The following is a 24,638-nucleotide window of genomic DNA, read 5'->3' on the forward strand; positions in this document are numbered from 1 at the left end:
ACGCTGGATTTATATTATCCAGAATATATATAAGAATTGGAAACATTACTTTCAAAAGGGAATTAAAAAAAATACAAGGATTTAACAAAAAAGAATTAAGAGAATATTCAAGAGAGTTAAAATTAAAAAAACGCAAAAGTATAAGGGATAAAAAAAGAACAATTGAATAACTAAATGTGACCTATTAATTGTCATAAATATTCCTTGACCATTTATTTTAAATAAACGAGAAGAACGTGCTAAAATAATCAGCATGTTCATCTCTTTCCTAAAATTCATATCACCCGTGAAAACTGCCGCTGGCGCATTTGGTTACGCAGATAATGATCAAAACACATGCAAATATTCCGGATTAATAAACGCCCTTTTGGTGATACCCGAATCTGCGTTTCACTCACTTCAACCAGACCGTCTTGCGCCAACGGTGCCAATAATTGCAGATCTTCGGCGAAATAATCCGTGAAACTCACTCCATAAGCGCGTTCAATATCAGCAAAATTTAACCGGAAGTTACAAATCAGTGCCTTGATCACATCACGACGGATGCAATCATCTTGCGTCAGCGCTAAACCCCGCCATAACGCATGCCCCTGTGTGTTTACCTCAGCATAGTAGGTTTTGAGATCTTTTTGGTTCTGTACATAACAGTCGCCCAACATACTGATAGCCGAAACACCGATGCCCAATAAGTCACACTCACCTTGGGTGGTGTATCCCTGAAAATTGCGATGCAGTACACCTTCTCTTTGGGCAACCGCTAATTCATCATCAGGGCGAGCGAAGTGATCCATGCCAATAAACTGATAGCCGTTACCTGTTAAAGTCGCAATAGTTTGCTGCAAAATATCCAGTTTCTGTGCCGCACTCGGTAAATCACTCTCTTTAATTTTGCGTTGTGCCGCAAACAGATTCGGCATGTGGGCATAATTGAACACACTCAGACGATCTGGCGATAACGCCAGTACACGCTGCAATGTGAAAGCAAAACTTTCTGGTGTTTGTTTGGGTAGACCATAAATCAAATCAATACTGGTTGATGTAAAACCCGTTTCTCGGGCACGATTAACCAGTTCGAAGATAAAATCCTCGTCCTGTTCACGATTGACCAGACACTGAACTTCCTTATTGAAATCCTGCACCCCCATACTCAGCCGGTTAAAACCCTCATTACGCAGATGATCAATGACATCCAGCTCAATTTCACGCGGATCAATTTCAATGGAAATTTCAGCCTCGGGCAGAAAACAGAAGTGGCTACGCAACATCGACATCAATCGGCTAATCTGCACCTTATCGAGATACGTCGGCGTTCCTCCGCCCCAGTGCATCTGACTGACTTTCCGATGAGGGAATAACTTTGCTCTTGTTGCTATCTCTTGTTCCAGAACAGCCAGATAATCATCCGCCTTATGTTTCTGCCGCGTAACCAGCTTATTGCAGCCGCAGAAATAACAAAGCTTGTGGCAAAACGGGATATGAATATAAAGGGAAAGAGGACGCTCAGGGTAACGCGCTGCGGCCTGTATAAACGCTGCATTATCATACTGCTGGTTAAACTCCAGCGCTGTTGGGTATGAAGTATAACGAGGCCCTGAATAATTATATTTTTGGATCAAACGCAGATCCCAGACAATGGCTTGCTCTGACATGCTTATTTCTTCCGCTGTTCTGGCCTATCAAATGGGCTGCTATAGTTTACCCAATCAGCACAGCAAATACCATATTAAAAGTATGGGTATATACACAATGGATTTCAAATTGCGTCGCGGCGGCGAGAGAGTAAGTCCCCGGGGACATAGATAACTATGTGACCGGGGTGAACGAGCGCAGTCAACAAAGAGGCAACCTGAAAAACGAATGTATACCGCCTTTGATGATCAAGATAATTTATGCATGAATGGCTAGCCATTCAGAGCTGTTAACCTTCGGGAATTATTTACCTTTCAGCAACTGCATAATGTCGTCTTGTTTTTCTTCTTCGCTGTCGTCCTCTTCCAGATCAATACCCAGCTCTTCCATCAGAACATCAATGCGGTCGAGCATTTTATCGACATAGACATTATCTTCTTCGGAAAGGTTTTCACCCTGCTCAAGACGTGCCAGCAAATCATCCAGACGTTCATCATTTTCCAGCATTTCCAGCTCTTCCCGCGCTGACAAGCGAGGTTTTTCTAGCGCTTTAGGCTGTTTTACGACTGGCTTAGCGGCTGCTTTTTCACCAACAATCAACGGAACCGCGACTTTACTCCCGATACGAGGATCCTTCTCTTGTTTAGCACCAGTCTGTTTTTTCTGGTTACTCTCCTGATGGCGATTACCGGATGGATTACCGCGATGTTTTTTCTGGCGCTTACGCTCGCGCCCTTCTGCGTTTAATTCTTCACGGCTTTTTCTTTTGTGTTTACCCGCAGAGGCTCTTGCAGGGGATTTTTTCTTTAACTGATTCATAGCGTGTGACTCAACTCGTGTTATCAAGATATTTTCGGCGGAATCTAACAGAATCCACATATAACATCCAATGTCATTCACTTATTCTTTCAAGTTCAGCTACTATTTTGAGTTACCTTAACTCAAATAATATAAGCCTTAGCAACTATGCGTTTCTTTGATATTTCTTATAGAACTTCATTGTATCTTTGGTGTATTGGTTATGCTGTCTTATGGATGTTAGTAAGTTATTACCTTGATCCGACTGTTCCCTATGATGCTGTAGAAGCCCTGAACTGGGGCATAAACGGTGAATGGGGTTCCCCGAAAAACCCATGGCTGGTGGGTGTTGTGATGTTACCAGCCATTCATATCAGCCATATTTCTCTCAGTTTTTATTGGTATTTCATCCACTTCGCTGCCATTGCTGTAGGTATGATGGGTGTCTGGCAGCTGGCTTTGCGCTTAACAGGCAAAACTGAACTGGCATGGCTGGCTATGCTGTCTCTCAATCTGTCTGGCATCATCAATTTCGATATCATTCCGTATAATGACAATTATCTGTTGGTAATGTTGTGGTCGTGGTCACTATTGTTCTTCCTGAAAGCCATCGATGATCATCCCAAATGGTGGCTGGCGTTCGCGTTAGCTACAGGGCTGGCAACAATGAGTAAGTACTCTTCACTCTCGATTGTTGGTTCAGTCTTTTTACTTTCCCTGTTTGTTCCCAAAGTACAGCGACATTATCGGGAACCTTTGTTTTATCTGGCGCTCGCGCTATGGCTGATATTGGTAATACCCAATATCTGGTGGCTGGCAAATAATGATTTTTCTGCCTTCAAATGGGTAGACTCGCAAATCAAGCAAGGATTTAATCTGCACACCACACGTTCTCTGTTTTCAGTTTTCTATCCTCTCATTATCGTCAGTGCCATTATTTATCTATTAGGCGGAAAAATTGGCTGGCCAAAACAGCAATCGAATCAACTGACCAATATCGTCATTCTACTGCCTCTGCTGATTATTTATGGCTGGTTTTCCTTCAATGAAGGCGGGCGAATGACTGAATGGCTCCAGCCTTTCATGGCAGTAGCGCCAGCGCTGCTAGTCGGCTCGATAACTGTACACCCTCATAAATCCTTAACGGGGACGCTGCGAGGTCTGGCTGTGTTTGCTGTCGTAGTTCTCATTGGCTATGCCAGTATTATGATGACAAATGTCCGTGGTGCGGGAGAAAAATTTGCAGGGATAAAAATCTTTTCCAGCCAGCTGGATCAGCGCTGGGAAGAATTGTATTCAACACCATTACATTATGTTGGAGGTGAATACCTGCATCAATGGCTGACGTTCTACAGTCACTATCGCCCCCAAACCATACAGCCGTGGGAAACCGGTAACGGTGCGCCGCCCAATATTTATAATCGCCATATAAAAGAGAGTGATATTGTCAAATATGGAGCGTTACTGATGGGAAAAAGAGGAAAGAATTGTTCACAGGAGCATTTCCGGTCCACATTGGCGACATGGCCTGCATTAACTCTCAGCCATAAGGAAGATTTCACTTTTCAGACACAGCCCGGCGCGGAATCTGAAGTAATTTGCATCGGTTTTATTGCACCAGAAAGCCGCCATTAATCTTCTTTTAGAAAAATATTCCGTATAATTTCCATAAAAAAGCCTGATGCATCAGGCTTTTTTATATTGCTCGGTACTCGGTTTAGCTGAGATTATAATTATCAGGCATCGACAAATACCATTTTCAGCACAAACAGCAACGTGACAACAATAACGCACGGGCCTATCTCCCGCCATTTTCCTGTTCCCAGTTTCATCACGCAATAAGCCATAAAGCCCAGTGCAATACCTTCAGTAATTGAGAAGCTGAATGGCATCATAACAGCGGTGATAAATGCCGGAACGGATTCCGTCAGATCATCCCATTTCACCCGTGTCAGGCTGGATGTCATCAAAACGCCGACATAAACCAGCGCACCCGCCGTAGCATAAGCCGGAACCATACTGGCCAGTGGAGAAATAAACATCACCAGCAGGAACAAAATACCAACGACTACAGCGGTTAATCCAGTACGGCCTCCCACTGAGACACCTGAAGAACTTTCCACAAAAGCGGTTACCGAAGAAGTACCGATGTAAGAACCTGCCACTGAGCTGATGCTGTCAACATACAGAGCCTGCTTCATCTGCGGAAATTTACCGTTACTGTCAGCAAGGCCTGCTTTATCGGTCACACCAATCAGCGTACCGGATGAATCAAACAGATTCACCAGCATAAAAGAAAAGATAATCCCGACTAATGCGATATCCAGCGCACCTTTCACATCTACCTGCCCGACAACACTCATAACACTGGGTGGCAAATCAAAAATACCCTGATATTCCACATACCCCAGCATAAACCCGATCCCCGTCGTTATTACGATGGACAGCAATACTGCGGCATGAAAATTACGGGCTGCTAAAATAGCAATGATAAAAAAGCCCAAAGCGCCCAGCAGGACGTTATGAGCAGTAAAGTTACCAATAGAAACGATCGTATCTGGATTCGGTACAATAATGCCGGCATTTTTCAGCCCCATCATGGCAATAAAAAGCCCGATACCGCTAGTGATACCGACCCGTAACCCCACGGGGATATTCGCTATCATCCAGTAACGGATGCGGAAAATCGTCAGGATCAGCAGCCCGACAGCACCCCAGAAAATTGCGCCCATCGCAACCTGCCACGAAACACCCATAGCACCAACAACAACGAAGGCAAAAAATGCATTCAGACCCATAGCAGGCGCAACCGCAACAGGTAAATTAGCCACTACTCCCATCATAATGCTGCCAAGTGCGGCAATTAAGCAGGTTGTGACAAATACGGCTTTAATATCCATTCCGGCAACAGACAGAATTTGTGGATTCACGAAGACGATATAAACCATCGTCAGAAAGGTCGTCAGCCCCGCAATCATCTCGGTGCGAACTGTTGTTCCATGCTCTTCCAGTTTAAACACGCGCTGAAGTAAGCCCTGACTATTTGCAGAGCCTGAATTGAGTGTACTCATTAATGTTTTATTCCTAAACAGATGAAGTTTTCGATTCATCCTACAGGAAATCAAAATAAATCGTTATCCTAAAAGATCAAAAAAGAAAACGATTGCTATGAGCACAATCAATAAGTTATATCACAAAGTGATTATTAACAAACTGCACTAATGGACGCTGTTTTTATTCACTATTTTCAGAAAGTGCCATCTCCAGAATATCGCTGAAAATATCCGCCCATTCATCCTTACCAATATCCATCAAACCGAAGAAACGTAAAATAAATACACCTTCTGTCGCCAAAAAAGCTAAACGGGCCCGACGACCTTCTGCTGTTGTTGTATCCAGATTAGCGATGCGCTCACGATACCAGTCACGGGTTGATTCCAGATGTTCCGGTGTTTGCAGTAACGATGCCATCAGTCCTGCCGCTTTCGCCGATGACACTTCATCGGAACATTGACTTGCTTCAATGTGCGCACGTATTGCAGTCAGTGGCTCGGGAGCTTCTCCGGCTATTTTATGGAATTGTTCCTCGTAGCTACGCCCCCAACGTTCAAACATCGCCTCAATAAGTGCATCTTTCGTATTAAAACTGTATTGAACCCCGCCCTTAGTGATCCCAACGGCTTTTGCTACCGCATCAATGGTAAGAGCCGCTGCCCCATGTGTGGTGACAATTTGTTCTGCTGCATCCAGCAGAATGTTCCGGTCAATTGTTTTACGTCGTCCCATTATTACCCTCTTTTAATTCAATACGTATGTATTTATAATGTGCGCAATTTGTACCGTCAAGGGTTGGCGATACAGGATCCCTAAACCACACTGATGAGTTCTTTCATGAAATCAAATACTCGCTGGCTTGTGCTGGCTGTTATTTCCAGTGCACTTTTGCTGATTGTCATCGACATGACAGTCCTCTATACAGCTTTACCACGTTTAACATACGATTTACGAGCATCTTCCACTGAGAAGTTATGGATCATGAATGCTTATTCATTAACCATTGCAGGCCTGCTTCCCGGAGCGGGTGCTCTAAGTGATCGCTTTGGTGCCAAGAAATTGTTTACTGCCGGATTAGCCGTGTTCGGTATTGCTTCAATGATGGCAGCATTCTCTCCGAATACCAGTATGTTGATCAGCGCACGAGTGATACTTGCCATCGGTGCCGCAATGATGATGCCGGCCACACTCGCAATAATCCGTCAGGCTTTCGAAGAACCCGGAGAACGCGCTCTTGCCATCGGTATCTGGTCAGCTGTTGCTGCCGGGGGCGCGGCACTCGGTCCCGTCATCGGTGGAATACTGCTGGAATATTTCTGGTGGGGTTCCGTTTTCCTGATCAACGTCCCTATCGTCATTATTGCGTTGATATTCGCCCTATTTACTATTACGAAAAGCCAGAGTAATCCACAACGCAAATTCGACCTGCTGGCCTCCGTCCAAATTATGATCGGGCTGATTGGCATTACTTTTGCTATCAAAGAAATCAGCAAACAAGCCCCATCAATGGGAACTGCCATTATAGCCAGTGCAATCGGGATGATATTCACGATGATGTTCGTTTATCGGCAACGTCGTTCACTTGCACCGATCATAGACTTTACTTTATTAAAATCCTATGGTTTTGCTACAGGTGTCGCGACCGCTTTTGTTAGCACCGCAGCCCTGATGGGAGTTGAATTAATAGTCAGTCAGCGACTGCAACTTGTTGCTGGTTTATCGCCTTTACAGGCAGGATTATTTATCCTACCTATCCCACTCGCTTCTTTCGTTGCCGGGCCATTAGCGGGTCTTGCCATACCCAAATTGGGTTCAGGAAGAATTATATGGCTTTCACTTTTTCTGGCGGGATTAGGTATTTTTGGCTATCTCATTGGCTTCCGGTCCGGAGTGTTGGTACAAATCACAACATTCTCCATGATTGGATTCGGTGTCGGTGCTGCGATGACGGCAGCTTCTACCTCCATCATGTTCAGCGCCCCCGAGCATAGCGCAGGTACAGCAGCCTCAATTGAAGAAATCGCCTATGAACTTGGTGGCCTGATTGGAGTTGCAGTACTCGGTAGCCTGTTGGTGGCAATTTATACAGCAGCATTTACCCTGCCAGCCGATATCGCTGTATCAGAATCAGTCAGTAGTGCATTGCAGAATAGTATTGATGAAGCGATTATCGTCGCAGAAGGGCTAAAGGGCGATATGGCTTTATCATTGCTTCAGGCAGCAAAACTGGCCTTTGATAGCGCATTCCTGTCCGTTTTAACCATAGCAGGTTCATTGTTGTTGTTAAGCGCTACCATAATTGCGCTGTTTACCCCGAAAAAGCGCAGCTAACTTATCTTAAAAAGTGGCGTAAACAATCATTTCTGAGGACGCCACTTTCAAATTATTTCGAATAATCATATAGAACCGTCACACCAAAAAAATACATTAAATTAATTCAAATATAAATCATAGTTATTGCCATAAAATGAAACTTGACCATATCGAAAATTTATGGGCATTATGCAGATATTGGTTTCAATGCCTATTTAGGCTGTCACACACTAACGATAAAAAATATTAAGATAAAAGATAACTCCGGCCACTTTTTTATAGCGGTGATTAACCTCCTTTTTACATACTATGAAGTCACTAAATATATTAATTTTATTTAAAAATAATTATTTTTAATTGTACATAGTTAAAATTTACATATTGAATGAGATGGATATGATGAAGCGATTTGAATCTTTGGATGCGGTCAGAGGAATCGGAGCTTTAATTGTTGTGACTGGTCATTTACATATTGTCGGTGCATTTACTGAACTTCACTTCTTTCGTACCTGTTATATTATTGTAGAACTTTTCTTTGTACTTAGTGGATTTGTGCTGACACATACCTATGCATATAGAGATGTAAAATTTACTCCATATATATCTTCCCGTTTTTTCAGGATATTCCCTCTTCACATATTAATGTTATTGATATTTATATTTCTGGAATTTTGTCGATTATTGATTCAAAAAAATTCTGGTATTCATTTTGATGCAACACCATTTACCGGAAGAACTGCCCCCTCCGGGATTTTACCCAATCTCTTTTTAATTCAATCATGGACTCCCACAACAGATTATCTCAATCTGACCTTTAATTACCCTACGTGGAGTCTCAGTGTCGAATTCTATACATATATTATACTGTATTTAACAATTATTACTTTTAGAAAAATGAATATCGCCCCGATAATATGGCTATTAATATCTGTAACCACTTTATGGCTGCTTGTCAGTGGCAACCATATGTTACAACAAGCTGTTACACGAGGAGTATCAAGTTTTTTTGCTGGAGCATTTACCTATAGTATTTTCAGGATTTTCTCTGATATAAAAATAAGCACTATTACGGCAACTATTTTAGAAATTCTCTGTGTGGCGCTTCTCATTTATTTTGTCAATTCCCAATATGAAGCCAAGCAAATAATCTGCACTATCATTTATTGCCTTACTATTTTCACCCTGGCATATCAAAGAGGTATTATTTCCTCTTTTTTCCTTAATAAATACATGCAGCATTTAGGTAAAATATCTTATTCTCTTTATATGGTTCATGTAGCAATAATATTAATTATTACAACAATAATGTTTATTATCCAGAAAAAAACGGGTATAGAGTTAACTCAACTCATCGCAGGAAGGCGAAACTTGACTACCGGAAATATTTTCCTCAATAATTTACTGGCATTAAGTATCTATCTTATCGTCATCGTTACCGCAACCATAACATACAATAATATTGAAGCAAGATTTATGAAATATAAAATCAAACCTTCATCTAATAGCCAATAATATTGGCATATATTACTACCAATGCTGAAAAAACACCCCATCACCCAATATAGGTAAAAATAGCAAAATCTTTAATATAAATGAGACGTGATTCTGATAATTAAAAAAATTTATTTTTTTACATATGAGTAAATGTTAAATTTTAATAATCAATCAAAAAAGAGTAAAAAGATCTCATTTTAAATATAAGGATGTAATTGTGATAGATTTTGCTAGTTTTTCTACTGAAGACGCCATCAAAGATGATGCAGTGGGTATTTCTGTCAGGCATATGATAAAAAAAGAAGGCTTAAATGCTTATGCTACGTCTATCAATGCAGGTAAAAAAGTTGGGTGCCATAACCACAGTATTGGAGATGAATGGTACATAATACTTTCTGGTGAAGGTGAAATCTGGACAGGTGAGGTAGTAAATAATGATATTAATGATGTCCAAAAAAAGCGCTTCTCCCAAGGATCTATTTTCTGTATTTATCCGAATACAGCACATCAACTTGTCGCTCATGAGAAAGTGGAATTAATATTTTTATGCCCAGAATCCCATCTGTCCCATGATAGAGTATGCTTTTCAGACATATGTGAATAATTATTTTTCAAAAGTAATAGACTGTGATTCCCTGAAAAAACTTTCAGGGATATAGTTAGCGATGTTATTTTCATAACAATATGCCACTAAATCTTTTTTACATTTTATCCCTGTTTTTCTATATACATTTTGAATATGATTCGCGATTGTTCTGGCAGAGAGTCGTAGCCTTTCAGCTATATCATTAGTGGAAAAACCTTGCAGAATATAAAATACTATTTCCCATTCTCTTTTACTAAAAAACTCAGATGGAGGCGTAAATACTAACGATGCTGGCATATCTATTTTGTTGAGTTTTTCCAGTGTCATTGTATCTACAGGTCTGCCATGGAAAATAGTGCCCCTGCATATCCCATTTCCATCAATTATCGGATACTTATCGAAATACCATGGTTGAAGGTAAGGAAGATTTTGGAAAGGATGAATTTCAATAGAAGTAACTCTATCTAATAAAATTTCAACTTTTCTGTCATGTAGCTGAAATTCTTCCTGAAAATTAGCAGTAGGTGCTGGGAGTTCCCCATCAAAACGCCCTGTTACATCATAGCCTTTAGGTAAAGAAAGTAATTCGTAATATTTTTTATTGGCATATATAAATTTTGATGTGTGATCTTTCGCGCCCCATGGCTCGTCACTGATTTCCCAAAAATTTATCAGCGGTTTGATCAAATTTTCTATCGAACAATTCATATGCTACCTTCTGAAAATTATCCTGTGATTTTTTATTTTCCATATTTATAACTTCAAATATGAATTATATTACTATAGCTTTCCCCGGTTTCGCTGAATAAGGTTAACTGCTTAGATAGATAAGTTAAATAATAATCAGTTAGATCAAAATAGCTCATTATGAGTATTTTTTAAATTTTAAGGAGATAAGATAGTTTATGAAAAAAATAGGGTATATAAATAGTAAAGTGTACGATAATAAACAAAGTACATTTATACCAATTCACTTTTTTTATCCAACAACAGAAAAAGAGAAAACAGAAAAGTTCGGACTTTATAATATCTCCGTAGCAATAAACGCCCCAATTCACGGAGATAAAATACCTTTGATTGTTTTATCTCACGGCAGTGGCAGCTCATCCCTAACTCACCGAGATCTTATATTCTCACTTGTTAAAGCTGGATATGCGGTATTAGCACCAGAACATCCGGGAAATTGTCATTTTGATAACTCTCTGGCCGAAACATTGGTCAATTTAGAAAACAGACCACGGCATATTAAATTAGTTATTGATCATATCGTTAGTAATGAATCAATAAGCAATCACTTATTAAAAGACAAGATAACATTTATTGGGCATTCAATGGGAGGCTATACGGGCCTTGCTGTTAGTGGAGGCATACCGGCTAGACCACCGAAGAAAACAGAAAGTCCATCAATTGAAAAAATTACCGTTCCATACGATAACCGCATTTGTTCACTGATATTACTGGCTCCGGCATGTGGGTGGTTTAATTACAAAGGTTCCTTAAATAATATCAATATTCCAATACTTTTGTTTACAGCGGAAAAAGATTATTTATCGGATATATTATGTACATCAGTTCTCGAAGATAATCACAATGTTCAGCACAAAATCGTTGAAAATGCAGGACATCACTCTTTTCAAAGCCCATTCCCACCACATATGAGCAATATTAACTTCCCGCCATCTCAAGATCCTGCTGGATTTGACAGGCTAAAATACCAGCCCACACTATGTACTGAAATAAAAGAATTTATTTTTAATATATATCATTAGTCAATGCCCCAACTAATATAATTTAGTTGGGACACTTATTTCCAGCCAGTATAGTCCTAACTGTAACTAACAATTTTCTGAAGAACGATTCATTTTCTGTCTGAATGCCATCCGAAGACTGTCAGTGATTCCCCAAAACCACATAGCTCTCTTTCTCTCACGTTTCACTGAGAAACGACGAGCCACATAATTTGCTGTTAATTCCAGTGATAAACACATCACAAAATACACTAATGCGACAAATAAAAAGACTTCCATCGGGTAAACCATACTGCGGTTATTAACCTGTGTTGCCAGAAATGACAGTTCTGCCACGCCGACAATATAAGCCAGTGAGGTATCTTTGATTAATGCAATCCACTGGTTGATAAACGAAGGCACCATCATGCGCAAAGCCTGTGGTAAAACGATATGCCACAAAACTTCCCAGCGATTAAAGCCCAAAGACAACCCTGCTCGCCATTGGCCTTCTCCGATTGCCAAAATACCTGCTTTAACACCGTGAGCCAGATAAGAAGAGGTGATCAGAGCCAATGCGCAGACAACCGTTGTAATTTCGGGAATTTCCATTCCCAATACCACCGGCAACAGGAAGTAAGTCCAGAAAATCAGCATAATAACCGGTATAGCACGGAAAAACCCCAACACCGCCGCCAGCAGATTTACCCAGAAACCGCGCAGCATTGCCAGTGCAACGCCTGACACAATTCCCAAAACAATGGAGATTGCTCCGGCCATCAGGCTGATTATCAGTGTTAATGCGGCTCCTTCCAGTGGCCCATCAGGAAATGTGCCCAGCAGCAGGTAGCGCCAGTTTTCAGCGATAACAGTAAAATCCATATCAATGCCCTCTCGCCAGTATTCTCTGCTGACGCCACTGCCCCCAGCCTTCCATCACCGCAATAATCGCGATGTAAAGCACTGTCGCAACACCAAACGCTTCAAATGTTTTCAGGGATTGTGTTTCTACCTGACGGGAAGCATAGGAAAGTTCAGCCACACCAATCGCCATCGTTAATGATGAGTTCTTAACGATAGTCATGTACTGCCCTAACAGGGGCGGCATAGCAATTTTCAGTGCTTGTGGCAGCACAACATAGCGCATCGCCTGCCAGCCAGTTAAGCCCAGAGCCTGAGCCGCATATTTTTGCCCACGCCCAATCCCCTGCATGCCTGCTCTCAGCTCTTCCGCAACAAAAGGCGCTGTATAGAGCGTCAGACCGATAAACCCCGCCAGAAATTCAAATGAAGGCCATTCCAGTGTTAAACCTGCCAGTGTGATTTCATGGGAAGTATTCAGCCAGATCATAGCGGCCTGAGGCAAAATCTGGCCTGAGGCGAAATACCAGAAAAATAGTTGTACCAACAGTGGCGTATTACGGAATATCGAGGTATAGGCTGTAACCAGCCAACGCAATGGCTGGATCTGGCTGTCCCGTGCAGCCGCAATGACAAAACCTAATAAGGTAGAAGAAGCAATAGTACAGGCAGAGATCCACAACGTAATCAGAAACCCTTGCCAGAGCCATTGCAAATATTCAGGAGCCAGTAAGTGCTCGCCAAGAAATTGCTCAAACATAACGCGTTCACCATATTAATAATATTCACCCTATACCCTATGAATTTCGAGTTGCATCGCTGCGGCAAGGGAACTCGGGGTGAGTGGGCGTAGCCAACAAAGAGGCAACCTGAAAGATGACGGGCAACTCAACAAAACGGCACAGCCCCGTGCAAAGACGGGGCTGGCTTTCGCTGTCATTTCAGGTGCTATCTATTACTCTGCCTGATTATTTAATGGAGCGAATCTGAAATCACCGCGCGGCTGAGCCGATTTTGTTTCAGGGCCAAACCAGCGGTTATAAATTTTTTCGGCTGCGCCTTCTTTTTCCAGTTTCAGCAATGTCTGGTTTACAGAGTCAACCAAGCGGGCTTCTCCTTTTGAAGCCGCTACTGCCTGATATTCACGGGTAATGCTGAACGGAGAGATTTCAAAATCCGCTTTTTGCGCCTCAGGCACATTGGCCAGCAGGCCAACTAATTTGGCATCATCCTGCGTGATCGCCTGAACATTACCATTTCTCAATGCAGCAAATGCCAGCGGAGTATCGTCATAAGAGATGACTTTGGTCGTTGGGTAACGTTCACGCAGCGTAATTTCCTGTACTGTCCCTTTATCTGCCCCGATACGCAGTTTAGCAATATCGTCCGGGTTAGTCAGAACACCTTTACGTGCAATAAATTTTTGCCCTGTGGCAAAGTAAGGAATGGAGAAATCCACCTGTTTTGCACGTTCATCGGTAATCGTGAAGTTCGCAGCAATTAAATCAATTTTTTTGGATGAAAGGAGTGGAATACGGTTAGCGGGATTGGTCGGGCGCAGTTCCAGTTTTACACCCAGATCGTTGGCAATGGCATTGGCGATATCCACATCATAACCTGCCAGTTTTTTTGTTTGAGGATCGATAAAACCAAAAGGTGGGTTACTATCAAATACCGCAATACGAACTGTGCCTGCTTTTTTTATATCATCAAGTTTATCTGCCTTAGCGACACCTGAAGCCAATACCAGACCGGTCAGTAATGCAGTCAGTGCTATTCGGGATTGATTACGCCGAGATTGATTGCGGTATTTCATTGGACACCCCTGTTATCAATAATTGTTCATTGTTTAACAAAAGCTATCAATTTCGGCATAGCACATGAAATAATATAAAATACTATATTTATATTTTTTTGGAATAAAAATCACTCATCTTTTGTCAGCAGCTCTTCCAGTTTATCGCCACCAATATGACGAAAATCCTGCCCCTTTACGTAATAGAAAATAAACTCACAAATGTTCTGACAGCGATCGCCGATACGCTCAATAGAGCGGGCACAGAAGAGTGCGGTCATAATGCTTGGAATGGTACGCGGATCTTCCATCATATAGGTCATCAACTGGCGGACAATGCCTTCATATTCCTGATCCACTTTTTTATCTTCACGATAGATACGGATGGCTTCGGCCAAATCCATGCGAGCAAAGGCGTCCAGTACATCATGCAGCATTCGGATGGTATGCCAGCCCAAAGATTCCAGATTGACCAGCAACGGTTGATGCTGCTGAGAAAACCGCTCCAGCGCGGTCTGACAGATTTTATTCGCTCCATCACCAATGCGCTCAAGCTCCGCAATGGTTTTTGAGATAACCATAATCAGGCGCAGATCACTGGCAGTCGGCTGACGCTTGGCAATAATTCGAACACAGGCTTCATCTATTGCCACTTCCATCATATTCACTTTTTCATCGTCTTCAATGACCTGCTGAGCCAGCTCTCTATCCTGATTGTGCATTGCCAGAATCGCTTTACTCAGCTGCTCCTCCACTAATCCGCCCATCGCCATAAGTTCAGTACGAATATGTTCCAGTTCAGCGTTGAACTGGCCTGAGATATGCCTGCCAAAATTCAGATTGTCCATCTTTAGCTACCCCATTTCTGCCTGTATCAACCGTAACGACCGGTAATGTAATCTTCAGTCTGCTTCATTTTGGGTGTAGTGAATAAAATGTCAGTATCACTGAATTCAATCAACTCACCCAAGTACATAAAAGCCGTATAATCAGAACAACGCGCTGCCTGCTGCATATTATGAGTCACGATCACAACGGTATATTCCGCTTTCAGTTCACTGATAAGCTCTTCAATACGCCCCGTAGAAATCGGGTCGAGGGCAGAGCAAGGTTCATCCAGCAATAAAACTTCCGGACGAATGGCGATACCTCGGGCAATACACAAACGCTGCTGCTGGCCTCCTGACAGGCTATAACCGCTCTGATGCAGTTTATCTTTTGTTTCGTTCCACAATGCCGCTTTTGTCAGTGCCCATCGCACCCGTTCATCCATTTCAGCTCTTGAGAGTTTTTCAAACAAACGGATTCCAAACGCAATATTGTCGTAAATCGACATCGGAAAAGGTGTCGGTTTCTGGAAAACCATTCCCACCTTAGCCCGCAGTAAGGCAATATCCTGTTTATCAGCCAGAATATTTGTCCCATCAAGCAGGATTTCACCTTCTGCTCTCTGTTCTCCGTACAGTTCATACATTTTGTTAAAGGTGCGCAGCAATGTTGACTTACCACACCCTGAAGGGCCGATAAAAGCGGTTACTTTATTCTGCGCAATATCTAACGTCACATTTTTCAGGGCATGAAATTTGCCATAATAGAAGTTCAGATCACGTACCTGAATTTTACTCCCTGCCACATCATTATTAACCTTATTCATCAACAGCTTCTCTCTTCAGTTTCAGAATTTCTTATCGGCAAATTTCTTTTTGGCAAACAAAACCCGAGCCAAAATATTAATCAACAGTACACACAGGGTAATCAGCAAAACACCGGCCCATGCCAGCTGCTGCCAGTCCGAAAATGGACTCATGGCAAATTTGAAAATGGTGACGGGCAGGTTAGCAATGGGTTGGCTGAGGTCTGTGCTCCAGAATTGGTTAGAAAGGGAGGTAAACAGCAAAGGCGCAGTTTCACCGGCAATACGGGCAATAGCCAGCAGGACACCGGTAATAATGCCGGATATGGAGGCTTTTAACGTGATCGCCGTGATCATTTTCCATTTCGGTGTTCCCAGTGCATAAGCGGCTTCACGTAAGTTATTCGGCACCAGTTTCAGCATATTTTCCGTTGTGCGGATAACAATGGGAATTTGTAACAAAGCCAGCGCAATAATCCCTGCCCAACCGGAGAAATGCTGCATCTTCATGACCACTATGGTGTAGACAAATAGCCCTACCACAATAGAGGGGGCCGAAAGCAGGATATCGTTAATAAAACGAACCATTTCAGCCAGCAAAGAGCGACGGCCATATTCAGCCAGATAGATCCCCGCCATAATTCCCAAAGGTGTGCCAAATACCGTTGCCCAGAAAATCAGTAGTCCGCTGCCGACGATCGCATTTGCCAGCCCGCCTCCCTCGCTGTTAGGTGGTGGCGTCATTTCAGTGAATAACGCCACAGACATGCCATCAATGCCTTTTGTGATTGTAGAAATTAAAATCCAGACCAGCCAGAACAGGCCAAATGCCATTGTTGCCATAGACAGAAACAGGGCGAGGCGGTTTTTCTGACGCCGCCAAACTTGCCTTCGGTTGCGTCTGGCATGGCTTTCTGAGCCAGCACTACCATTTTTTCGTTTATCAATAATCGCCATTTTATTTAGCGCCCCTCATTTCTGGACAGACGCATAATCATCAGTTTTGACAACGCGAGAACAACAAAAGTGATCACAAATAAAATCAGCCCCAGCTCCATCAGAGCAGAGGTATGCAGGCCCGGCTCAGCTTCGGCAAATTCGTTTGCCAGCGCAGAAGTGATACTGTTTCCCGGCATATAAAGCGAAAAATTATCCAGCTGGTAGGTATTACCGATAATGAAAGTCACCGCCATCGTTTCCCCTAACGCCCGTCCCAGCCCCAACATAACACCACCGATGACACCATTTTTGGTGTAAGGCAGGACGATATGCCAGATCACTTCCCATGTTGTGCAGCCAACGCCGTAAGCCGACTCTTTCATCATGACAGGAGTCTGTTCAAAGACATCACGCATCACAGAAGCAATATAGGGAATAATCATAATGGCAAGAATGATCCCCGCAGCCAGAATACCGATACCGAAAGCCGGGCCGGAAAACAGTTCCCCTACAATGGGAATACCCGACAACACTGCACCGACAGGCTGCTGAAAATAGGTGGCAAAAAGCGGGGCAAACACGAACAGCCCCCACATGCCATAAACAATACTGGGAATGGCCGCCAGTAACTCAATTGCCACTCCAAGTGGCCGTTTCAGCCAGTTTGGTGCCAGTTCTGTCAAAAACAGAGCAATACCAAAGCTAACCGGAACGGCAATAATCAGGGCGATGAGCGAAGTGACTAATGTGCCGTAAATCGGCACCAGAGCACCAAAGATATCTGCCGGCGCATCCCAGTCTTTCTGCCACAGGAAAGCAATTCCAAACTGCTGCATACTCGGCCAGGAAGCAACAAACAACGAAATGATAATGCCTCCCAGCAGGAATAACGTCATCAGCGCAGCCAGCCTGACCAGTACACTGAAAATGATATCGCCATACCTGCCCGGGGCTTTATATTCTGCCATGCGTTCAATTCCCATTTGAGTTATCAGTTTCCACCCGATAAGGAGCTAGTACAGGGCATTGCCGTGCTCATCCTTTATGTTACTTTTCCATGCTGCACGTACCTGTTTGATCACATCCTGCGGCAACACAGCATAATCCAGCTCTTTCGCCTGCCGGCCTCCTTTCTCATAAGCCCAGTCGAAGAACTTCAGAACCTCTGCACCATTTGCGCCATTTTTCTGCTGCTTGTGGATCAGGATGAATGTCGTTGAAGTGATTGGCCACGCATTTTCGCCCGGTTGATTAGTCAGATCCTGTGCGAAACTTTTACTCCAGTCAGCACCTTTTGCCGCCGCACTGAAATTGGCCTCAGTGGGAACAACTGTCTTTCCGTCAGCAGTAATCAACCCGGTATAAGCAAGGTTATTCTGTTTCGCATAGGCATATTCAACATAGCCAATAGAGCCGGGTAAACGCTGAACAAATGCGGCAATACCATCGTTGCCTTTACCTCCCAGCCCAGTCGGCCACTTCACTGTAGAACCGGCGCCGACTTTTGTTTTCCAGTCACTATTCACTTTAGATAGATAGCTGGTAAAGACAAATGAAGTACCAGAGCCATCCGCGCGACGAATAACGGCAATGTCCTGTTCAGGCAGTTTAAGATTCGGATTCAGTTTCACAATGGCGGGATCATTCCATTTCTTAATGGTGCCGAGATAGATATCTCCCAGCGTTTTACCATCCAGCACCAACTGGCCTGATTTGATATTCGGAAGGTTCACCGCCAGCACAATGCCACCGATCACAGTAGGAAACTGGAATAAACCCTCAGATGCCAGTTTTTCATCGGTGAGTGGCGCATCTGAAGCACCAAAATCAACCGTACCAGCTATGATCTGTTTTACGCCACCCGAAGAGCCAATTCCCTGATAATTGATTTTGTTACCGGTTTCTTTTTGATAGGAATCAGCCCATTGGGTATATATCGGTGCCGGGAAAGTCGCTCCGGCTCCTGTCAGGCTGGTTGCTGAAAATGAAGAGACAGATACCATAGCTGATGCTGCTGCCATCATACCTACTACAGTGAGACGCATTGGTTTCATACACCCTCCGCTAAGAGACACATCATTCATCAAAAACAACTGTTAGTAGTTTGGTTTTATACCAATTCAACTTCAATATACGGGGAGAAATAAGGACTCGCCTCATATTGCCCGTTGAAACTTGAAGTTTACCGAGTATAAAAAGATGATTCTGGAGGGAAAAATAAGTCACTTTGATGACAGCAAAATGTACGAATTATGACATTTTTATGACACCGGTTCAGAATGAAGAACTCAGGAATCAGCCGCTAGTGGGATGTAAGCCCGAATGGATAAGCCCCCCCTTTCACTTCTGCCCACATCAAGATATCCGTCATGCATGTCGATGATACGGTTGATAATAGCAAGCCCCAGCCCAACGCCACTGTGATTATGGCGGTTATTCATGCTATGCGCTTTTCCCTGCCTGAAAGGCTGGAACAAAATATCAATGTCTTCCTTTGTGATACCAGCGCCATTATCTTCCACCTGAAACCAGCCGAATTTTTCAGTTTTTCCAGTGCTGATACCGATCCATCCATTACCATAACGCTGAGCGTTAGTGAGCATATTCGCCAGTACACGCTTCACTGACAGAGGGTCGGCCATAATGAAAACCGGAATAACAGACAGGTTATCTGCAATTTCCGCCTTTTCTGCCCTCATCACTTCCTTAATGAGCTGATTTAACTCACAACGAATTTTTGCCGTATCCTGCCCGGCCCGCTGATAATCGATGAACTGGCTAATAATTGCATTACACTCTTCAATATCATGATTCACGGATTCACAAAGGAAATCATTTTCTCCGCCAATCAGCTCCATCGCCAGCCGTATCCGTGTCAGCGGAGTACGTAAATCATGGCTGAGACCTGCTATAAAAATAGCCCGATCTTCCTCCAGCGACTTAAGCGCCACCGACATTTGGTTAAAAGCACGGATAACCGACCGGGTGCCGGATGTTCCCGATTCAGGTAATGGGGTAATGATTTTGCCTTTTCCTGTCCTGATGATTGCCTGCTGTATGGCGGCCAAAGGACGCCTTTGTGCCCGAAGGTAAAGCCAGCACATTGCGGCAACGAGGAGTACTGACAATAGTGTGCTGATCAGGATATACGGGAATACGGTAATAAATGAGATGCCTTCCTGCCTTGCCAGCATGGTGGCAGACAGATAACTGATCATCAGGCTACTCAACGGCATCGCCAGTGCCCAGACCAGAGCACGGGAGAATTTATGATGCAGTGAGAGCCTGAACTTTTTCATAACGTACTTCCACTTATTCCTTATCAGGTACCTTATTACGATTTATGCTTGATTACCGTCAGGAACGAAAACATATCCCAATCCCCAAACAGTCTGGATATAGCGGGGATGTGCCGGATCTTCTTCAAGCAGACGACGCAGACGGGAAACCTGTACATCAATAGAACGTTCCGTTGCACCGTATTCCCTGCCCCGGGCCAGACTCATCAGCTTATCCCGCGATAATGGTTCACGGGGATGAGACACCAGTGCTTTCAGTACAGAAAACTCACCACTGGTCAGGGACAGTTGTTCATCTTTATGGAACATTTCTCGCGTCCCGAGATCCAGTTTAAATTTACCAAACGTCACGACGGCATTATCCGGTGTCTGTGCGCCGGATAATTCATTAGAGTGCCTGCGCAACACTGCTCGGATACGTGCCAGTAATTCCCGTGGATTAAAGGGCTTTGCCAGATAATCATCCGCTCCGATTTCCAGACCGACAATCCGGTCAACTTCTTCCCCTTTCGCAGAGATCATAATGACAGGGATCGGGTTATTCTGACTCCTTAATCTGCGACAGATTGAAAGCCCATCTTCTCCCGGCAACATTAAATCCAGTACAATCAGTTGAATAGATTCTCTGGTCAATAAGCGGTCCATCTGCTCTGCATTTGCAACACAACGAACTTGAAAACCCTGCTCCGATAAGTAGCGTTCCAGCAATACCCGCAAACGCATATCATCATCAACAACAAGTATTTTATAACTCTCTTGCATGTGTCAGCTCCCAAGATGCTCCATGCCCGCAATATCCATTATTCTTACAGAAAATCCATGCCTTAAAATAACACTAACGCCATGTATTTTAAGAATATTTGCAATATTGGCAATAATTACTTATGTTTCTGTTTTTCATCCCTGTTTTCCTTGCTCCCTGATTTACACCTACTGCTTTTATATCTCCGGTGGCTGATAACGGATTTCCAGAATCCAGTAAACTGCCAGACCATTCGGCGTCATTACAGTCACTTCATCATCAACCCGCTTGCCAAGTAGCGCTCTTGCCACCGGCGAATCAATGGAAATCCATTTTTTGGCCGGATCAAACTCATCCGGCCCCACCAGACGGAAAATATATTCTTCGGCTTTTTCGTTTTCGACTTTAACCCATGCCCCAAAAAAAACTTTTCCTTCCTGTCGCGGATCAGGGTCTACAATTTGCAAGACATCCAGTCTTTTAGATAAAAAACGCACGCGACGGTCAATTTCTCTTAACCTTTTTTTACCATAAATATATTCTGCGTTTTCTGAACGATCGCCTAATGCAGCCGCATCAGAGACAGCCTGAGTAACTTGTGGGCGCTCAGTTTTCCAAAGGTATTTCAGTTCCTGATCAAGCGCCTGCCAGCCCTCTCGGGTAATATAGTTACTTTTGCCCATGAAAAACTCACTTGAGAAAATATGATTAATGGCGCAGTACTATATCTTAACCGGGCAGATATTCGATGAGTTCCATCGCAACATGACAGAAATATTATGCTATACCTGTTAAATTCCGAGTCGCATCACAGCAGAAAATAATCAGTCACTGCGGTGGTTCAGGACTCGCAACAAAACGGACAATCGAAAGAAAGATAGAAGGCATATACACAATGGATTTCAAGATGCGGCGCAGCCAACAAAGAGGCCACTTGAAAGACGAAATATAGAAACTGGAAATTATTGCGCTCTGTACGTATATAATGGAGCCAAGTTTGAACCCTGCCAGCATCCAGTTAAATGATGAATCTGGCCCTGTCTGCGGATATCTGCTGATATCTACAGGCGCAGAGAAAGTTGAAGAAAATAGACTATGAATGAATCTTTAAGTCGAATTATTGCCGGTGAGTTACAAGCTCAGCCCCAACAAGTTCTGGCTGCTATTACTTTACTTGATGAAGGAAACACCGTTCCCTTTGTTGCCCGTTACCGTAAAGAAGCTACCGGAGGTCTTGATGACACCCAGCTTCGCCAGCTTGAAAGCCGTCTTGGCTATCTGCGCGAACTGTCAGACCGCCGCCAGACTATCCTGAAATCTATCGAAGAGCAGGGTAAACTGACGAGTGAACTGGCTGAAGCCATTAATAGCACGCTCAGCAAAACCGAACTGGAAGACCTCTACCTTCCTTATAAACCTAAGCGCCGTACCCGTGGTCAAATTGCGATTGAAGCCGGGCTGGAGCCACTGGCAGACCTGTTGTGGCAAGACCCGCAGCAAGAACCGGAATCTGCCGCTGCTGCTTACGTTAATGCTGACAACGGTGTTGCAGACACCAAGGCCGCTCTGGATGGCGCTCGCTATATATTGATGGAGCGTTTTTCTGAAGATGCGTCTCTGTTGGTGAAAGTACGTGAGTACCTGTGGAAAAATGCACACCTGACTGCCAAAGTCGTTGAAGGTAAAGAGGAAGAAGGCGCTAAGTTCAGCGATTACTTCGATCATCATGAAGCTATCTCCTCTGTTCCCTCGCATCGCGCTCTTGCGATGTTCCGCGGACGTAATGAAGGCATCCTGCAACTGTCCCTGAATGCCGATCCCCAGTTTGAAGAAGCCCCTAAAGAAAGTTACTGCGAGCAGATTATCACTGACCACCTGAACCTGCGTCTGAACAGCGCACCGGCTGATAGCTGGCGCAAGGCTGTCGTGAACTGGACATGGCGGATCAAAGTACTGCTGCATATGGAAACAGAGTTAATGGGTACGCTGCGCGAAAAAGCAGAAAACGAAGCGATCAACGTCTTCGCCCGTAACCTGAATGACCTGATGATGGCGGCTCCTGCAGGTATGCGTTCCACAATGGGTCTGGATCCGGGTCTGAGAACAGGCGTGAAAGTTGCTGTTGTGGACTCAACCGGTAAATTGCTGGCTACAGATACCATCTACCCGCACACGGGTCAGGAAAATAAAGCAGCCGCAGCAGTTGCAGCGCTGTGCACCAGACATAATGTTGAGCTGGTCGCTATTGGTAATGGCACGGCATCCCGTGAAACAGAACGCTTCTTTGCCAACGTTCAGAAACAGTATCCTGCTGTTACCGCACAGAAAGTCATTGTCAGTGAAGCCGGTGCATCCGTTTATTCTGCTTCAGAACTGGCAGCTCAGGAATTCCCTGATCTGGACGTTTCACTGCGTGGAGCGGTTTCTATTGCCCGTCGTCTTCAGGACCCACTGGCGGAACTGGTTAAAATCGAGCCAAAATCCATTGGTGTTGGTCAGTATCAGCACGATGTCAGCCAGACTCAGCTTGCCAAAAAACTGGATACTGTGGTTGAGGACTGTGTAAACAGTGTCGGTGTTGATCTGAATACCGCATCTGTTTCTCTGCTGACCCGGGTTGCAGGTCTGAGCCGCTCTGTCGCCCAGAATATCGTCACCTGGCGTGATGAAAACGGTCGTTTCAACAACCGTGAAGAGCTGCTGAAAGTTCGCCGCCTCGGGCCAAAAGCGTTCCTGCAATGTGCGGGCTTCTTGCGGATTAATCAGGGTGATAACCCGCTGGATGCTTCTACCGTCCATCCAGAATCCTATCCGGTCGTTGAAAAAATTCTGGCTACAACAGAGCAGACTTTACCGGAACTGATGGGTAACCCCGCAGCTTTACGCGATTTGAAAGCTCAGGATTTTACCACGGCAAAATTCGGTATCCCGACGGTCACCGACATTCTGAAAGAGCTGGAAAAACCGGGTCGCGATCCTCGCCCTGAGTTCAAGACCGCCACGTTTGCCGACGGTGTGGAGACAATGAATGACCTGCGTGCAGGTATGATTCTGGAAGGTACTGTCACTAATGTCACCAACTTCGGTGCATTTGTTGATATCGGTGTCCATCAGGATGGGCTGGTGCATATTTCTTCTCTTTCCGATCGATTCGTAGAAGATCCACACACCGTAGTGAAAACGGGCGATATCGTGAAAGTGAAGGTGATGGATGTTGACCTGAACCGCAAACGTATTGCCCTGACAATGCGCCTTGATGAGCAGCCGGGAGAAGCTCCGGCCCGCCGTAATAACTCTCAGGGAAATAACCGCCAGGAACGTAATGGCAATGAACGTAACCGGAATGGCAAAGGCCGCCAGAATTTCCGTTCATCCGGTTCCGCACAATTAGCTAATAGTGCCATGAGTGATGCTCTGGCAGCCGCTTTTGGTAAAAAACGTTAATATTCTGCGGTAGTGCACTTTCAGAACTGGCTTAATTAAGCCAGTTCTGTCAGGCATAAAATGTGTTAGATATATACACTTTATCTTTCAGGTTATCTCTGTATCAACTACAACGTATCTTGAAATCCAATATGTATATTCGTCACTGAAAATCGTTTTTAATTTTCATTAACAAAATAAAATACCTTAATAAATCAATACTATTTTCATCATCACACTGCAATTTATTGTCGATCTAATAAATTTAAATAGGAGAAATGACTGCCTGTCTTCATTAATACTTAATATAATCTGTTGCGAAAATTCAATCACTATTATTAATAG

General features: G+C 43.8%; 23 protein-coding genes. 7 read left to right on the forward strand and 16 right to left on the reverse strand.

Annotation, left to right across the window (positions count from 1 at the left end; all coding sequences use genetic code 11):
- Positions 1–275: 275 nt before the first annotated feature.
- Together hemN and yihI are read right to left on the reverse strand one after the other, a co-directional pair.
- Positions 276–1,649, reverse strand: coding sequence for an oxygen-independent coproporphyrinogen III oxidase (gene hemN / locus AACX38_RS16200; RefSeq protein ID WP_228864929.1), 1,374 nt, complete (start codon positions 1,647–1,649; stop codon positions 276–278).
- 283 nt (positions 1,650–1,932) lie between these two features.
- Entirely contained in the window at positions 1,933–2,448 is a 516-nt protein-coding gene (yihI, locus tag AACX38_RS16205; protein ID WP_228864930.1) for a Der GTPase-activating protein YihI, read from the reverse strand.
- A 147-nt stretch (positions 2,449–2,595) separates the two neighbouring features.
- Here yihI and AACX38_RS16210 point away from each other — a divergent pair, with 147 nt between their 5' ends.
- A complete protein-coding gene (locus AACX38_RS16210; RefSeq protein WP_228864931.1) occupies positions 2,596–4,062 on the forward strand; it encodes a glycosyltransferase family 39 protein in 1,467 nt (488 codons plus the stop codon).
- 101 nt (positions 4,063–4,163) lie between these two features.
- Here AACX38_RS16210 and AACX38_RS16215 read toward each other — a convergent pair whose 3' ends face one another.
- Together AACX38_RS16215 and AACX38_RS16220 are read right to left on the reverse strand one after the other, a co-directional pair.
- Positions 4,164–5,498 carry an NCS2 family permease gene (locus AACX38_RS16215; protein ID WP_228864932.1) on the reverse strand — a complete coding sequence of 445 codons (1,335 nt, stop codon included), beginning with the start codon at positions 5,496–5,498 and terminating at the stop codon, positions 4,164–4,166.
- A 163-nt stretch (positions 5,499–5,661) separates the two neighbouring features.
- Complete coding sequence (locus tag AACX38_RS16220; protein ID WP_228864933.1) at positions 5,662–6,213, reverse strand: TetR/AcrR family transcriptional regulator; 552 nt, start codon at positions 6,211–6,213, stop codon at positions 5,662–5,664.
- Between the two features lie 105 nt (positions 6,214–6,318).
- On the opposite strand from AACX38_RS16220, the gene AACX38_RS16225 reads away from it, so the two are divergent.
- The 3 genes from AACX38_RS16225 (at position 6,319) to AACX38_RS16235 (ending at position 9,892) form a co-directional block, all read left to right on the forward strand.
- Positions 6,319–7,812, forward strand: coding sequence for an MFS transporter (locus tag AACX38_RS16225; RefSeq protein WP_228864934.1), 1,494 nt, complete (start codon positions 6,319–6,321; stop codon positions 7,810–7,812).
- Between the two features lie 378 nt (positions 7,813–8,190).
- Entirely contained in the window at positions 8,191–9,306 is a 1,116-nt protein-coding gene (locus AACX38_RS16230) for an acyltransferase family protein (RefSeq protein ID WP_228864935.1), read from the forward strand.
- A gap of 199 nt (positions 9,307–9,505) precedes the next feature.
- Complete coding sequence (locus AACX38_RS16235; RefSeq protein WP_099120353.1) at positions 9,506–9,892, forward strand: cupin domain-containing protein; 387 nt, start codon at positions 9,506–9,508, stop codon at positions 9,890–9,892.
- On the opposite strand, the gene AACX38_RS16240 is transcribed toward AACX38_RS16235, so the two are convergent.
- Positions 9,893–10,582, reverse strand: a complete 690-nt coding sequence (locus tag AACX38_RS16240; protein ID WP_228864936.1) for a helix-turn-helix transcriptional regulator — start codon at positions 10,580–10,582, stop codon at positions 9,893–9,895.
- Between the two features lie 197 nt (positions 10,583–10,779).
- Between AACX38_RS16240 and AACX38_RS16245 the strand changes: the two genes are divergently transcribed.
- Complete coding sequence (locus tag AACX38_RS16245; RefSeq protein WP_228864937.1) at positions 10,780–11,643, forward strand: alpha/beta hydrolase family protein; 864 nt, start codon at positions 10,780–10,782, stop codon at positions 11,641–11,643.
- A 66-nt stretch (positions 11,644–11,709) separates the two neighbouring features.
- On the opposite strand, the gene AACX38_RS16250 is transcribed toward AACX38_RS16245, so the two are convergent.
- Positions 11,710–12,483: an amino acid ABC transporter permease gene (locus AACX38_RS16250; RefSeq protein WP_228864938.1), complete on the reverse strand. Its 774-nt coding sequence runs from the start codon at positions 12,481–12,483 to the stop codon at positions 11,710–11,712.
- Between the two features lies 1 nt (position 12,484).
- Complete coding sequence (locus AACX38_RS16255) at positions 12,485–13,222, reverse strand: amino acid ABC transporter permease (RefSeq protein ID WP_228864939.1); 738 nt, start codon at positions 13,220–13,222, stop codon at positions 12,485–12,487.
- Positions 13,223–13,301: 79 nt separating this feature from the next.
- Between AACX38_RS16255 and AACX38_RS16260 the strand changes: the two genes are divergently transcribed.
- Positions 13,302–13,430, forward strand: a complete 129-nt coding sequence (locus AACX38_RS16260) for a hypothetical protein (protein WP_255712158.1) — start codon at positions 13,302–13,304, stop codon at positions 13,428–13,430.
- Here AACX38_RS16260 and AACX38_RS16265 read toward each other — a convergent pair.
- The 9 genes from AACX38_RS16265 to greB form a co-directional block, all read right to left on the reverse strand.
- The gene (locus tag AACX38_RS16265; RefSeq protein ID WP_228864940.1) at positions 13,418–14,278 is read right to left on the reverse strand and encodes an ABC transporter substrate-binding protein; all 861 of its coding nucleotides are present in this window, start codon (positions 14,276–14,278) and stop codon (positions 13,418–13,420) included. The two genes, AACX38_RS16260 and AACX38_RS16265, sit on opposite strands and share 13 nt — an antisense overlap.
- Before the next feature lie 110 nt (positions 14,279–14,388).
- Positions 14,389–15,105, reverse strand: coding sequence for a phosphate signaling complex protein PhoU (phoU, locus tag AACX38_RS16270; RefSeq protein WP_228864941.1), 717 nt, complete (start codon positions 15,103–15,105; stop codon positions 14,389–14,391).
- A 26-nt stretch (positions 15,106–15,131) separates the two neighbouring features.
- On the reverse strand, positions 15,132–15,911 hold the full coding sequence (gene pstB / locus AACX38_RS16275; RefSeq protein ID WP_228864942.1) for a phosphate ABC transporter ATP-binding protein PstB: 780 nt from the start codon (positions 15,909–15,911) through the stop codon (positions 15,132–15,134).
- 21 nt (positions 15,912–15,932) lie between these two features.
- Complete coding sequence (gene pstA, locus AACX38_RS16280) at positions 15,933–16,847, reverse strand: phosphate ABC transporter permease PstA (RefSeq protein ID WP_228864943.1); 915 nt, start codon at positions 16,845–16,847, stop codon at positions 15,933–15,935.
- Positions 16,848–16,852: 5 nt separating this feature from the next.
- A complete protein-coding gene (pstC, locus tag AACX38_RS16285) occupies positions 16,853–17,797 on the reverse strand; it encodes a phosphate ABC transporter permease PstC (RefSeq protein WP_228864944.1) in 945 nt (314 codons plus the stop codon).
- 45 nt (positions 17,798–17,842) lie between these two features.
- Complete coding sequence (gene pstS, locus AACX38_RS16290; RefSeq protein WP_228864945.1) at positions 17,843–18,883, reverse strand: phosphate ABC transporter substrate-binding protein PstS; 1,041 nt, start codon at positions 18,881–18,883, stop codon at positions 17,843–17,845.
- Between the two features lie 234 nt (positions 18,884–19,117).
- A complete protein-coding gene (locus AACX38_RS16295) occupies positions 19,118–20,128 on the reverse strand; it encodes an ATP-binding protein (protein WP_228864946.1) in 1,011 nt (336 codons plus the stop codon).
- A gap of 42 nt (positions 20,129–20,170) precedes the next feature.
- The gene (gene ompR, locus AACX38_RS16300) at positions 20,171–20,890 is read right to left on the reverse strand and encodes an osmolarity response regulator transcription factor OmpR (RefSeq protein ID WP_099120363.1); all 720 of its coding nucleotides are present in this window, start codon (positions 20,888–20,890) and stop codon (positions 20,171–20,173) included.
- Between the two features lie 177 nt (positions 20,891–21,067).
- Positions 21,068–21,553 carry a transcription elongation factor GreB gene (gene greB, locus AACX38_RS16305; protein ID WP_228858960.1) on the reverse strand — a complete coding sequence of 162 codons (486 nt, stop codon included), beginning with the start codon at positions 21,551–21,553 and terminating at the stop codon, positions 21,068–21,070.
- A gap of 412 nt (positions 21,554–21,965) precedes the next feature.
- On the opposite strand from greB, the gene AACX38_RS16310 reads away from it, so the two are divergent.
- Positions 21,966–24,314, forward strand: coding sequence for a Tex family protein (locus AACX38_RS16310; RefSeq protein WP_228864947.1), 2,349 nt, complete (start codon positions 21,966–21,968; stop codon positions 24,312–24,314).
- Positions 24,315–24,638 lie beyond the last annotated feature (324 nt).

The organism is Xenorhabdus sp. PB30.3 (assembly GCF_963895965.1).
Taxonomy (GTDB): Bacteria; Pseudomonadota; Gammaproteobacteria; order Enterobacterales; family Enterobacteriaceae; genus Xenorhabdus; species Xenorhabdus stockiae.